Annotated in this window: 1 protein-coding gene; it reads right to left on the bottom strand. The window is 51.5% G+C overall.

Going from position 1 to position 1,549, the window contains the following annotated elements; translation table 11 throughout:
• Positions 1-272: 272 nt before the first annotated feature.
• The gene (locus JX312_RS13465) at positions 273-1,436 is read right to left on the bottom strand and encodes an IS256 family transposase (RefSeq protein WP_204458422.1); all 1,164 of its coding nucleotides are present in this window, start codon (positions 1,434-1,436) and stop codon (positions 273-275) included.
• Positions 1,437-1,549 lie beyond the last annotated feature (113 nt).

The raw sequence follows: 1,549 nt of genomic DNA, 5'->3' as shown, positions 1-1,549 counted from the left end.
GGTAGTGTTTCACTGAGTGTGTCTGAGGCGAGTTCACTCAAGCCTGTAGACCTCAGATGACGATGCAAATTTAATTGTTTTTTCTCATTGTTTCGTTATTCGATGAAAAAAATAGTAATTTTGGTATGCAGCCGGACGAGGAAACGGGCTCTGCTGAGGAGCAACCCGCCAGCAACATGGCTGCGCCAAAACTGGAGACAGTGGAATACTGAAGCCGTTCCGTATGGGACGGCTTCAACTTCACCAGGATGGCCATTCCGCTAAGAAAACCTTTACCGGCAGTTCGGAAACAGCGTCTTGTCTGCTGTTATATTCGGCAGAGCCCTGTCGAAGGCCTTATGGTCCATCGCCACACTGCCCATCAGGGTCAGCACAGACTCTTCATTCGGCATAGCGGTTCTCATTCGGGTAACCCTGCGGAAGTCGCGGTTGAGCCGTTCGATCCAGTTTGTGGTGTATATCATCGCCTGAATCTCAGGCGCATAGTTGAGGTATGTCATGTAAGCCTTGTAGTCGGCGTTGTTTCGGAGCAGCTTTATAGTGCGATAGTCCTTGCCCCATTTGTCGCACATTGCCTGCCACTTCTCCCATGCCATTTCTACTGTGTAGTCCCGTTGGCCGGTGCGGAACACATCGCGCAGGTCGGCGGCCAAGGCAGCCTTGTCCCCATGCCTTACCTTGGCGAACATATTGCGTTTCAGGTGGGTAACGCAACGCTGCAACGGTGTGCCGGGGAATTTCTCTCCGATTACGGTGTCAAGTCCTTTGATGCCGTCCGCCACCATCAGACCGACCCGTTGAACACCACGTTCTTTCAGCCTGTCAAAGATATCACCCCAGCCCGTGGCACTTTCCTGCGGCATGTTGAAGATGCCAAGAACCTCGCGTGTGCCTTCTTCGGTTACGGCCAATGCCACATAGAACGCCTCGGAAGCCACCGATCGCTTGCGGTGTATCTTGATGTGCACGCAGTCAACGAACACGACTGGGTAATATTCTTCGAGACCGCGTTCAAGCCATTCATTGACCTGAGTGCGAACACATTCCACCATACGGCTGATGCTCGACTTGGAGTAGTGCCGGCCGTATATCTGGTCGAATACGTCACTAACCTGTTCCTGAGTAAGCCCCTTTGTATAAAGGACTCCGGCGAGCCGATCGCATTCCTCTTCCTGGTCGCGGAGTATGGCGAGTATTTGCGGATGGAAGTTGCCGTAGCGGTCTCGAGGGATACGGAACTCAAGTTTTCTCCCCTGGCCATAAGTGGAGCCGGGACGATAGCCATTACCTTTATTTCCCGGATTATCAGCCAGAAACTCGCCGCGCTCCGCGACCATCATACTCTCGATCATGATCTCCATCAGGTCGTGAAGACCATTTCCTTTCGCTGCGTGCTTGCACATCAGCTCGGAAAGTTGTAATTTTGTCAAATCCATTAGTTTGAATTTTAAGTTTGGTCACCTAAAATTACAAACTTGTCAGGACCGGTCAAAATTTGGCTGGTCCTTTTTTAGTGGCCGGCGTCAGACACACTCAAAGAAACAGTATC

Source organism: Barnesiella sp. CU968 (assembly GCF_905219685.1).
In the GTDB taxonomy this organism is placed as follows: domain Bacteria; phylum Bacteroidota; class Bacteroidia; order Bacteroidales; family Muribaculaceae; genus Lepagella; species Lepagella muris_A.
Note: the sequence above shows the minus strand (reverse complement) of the source record. Positions and strands in the feature narration are given on the sequence as shown.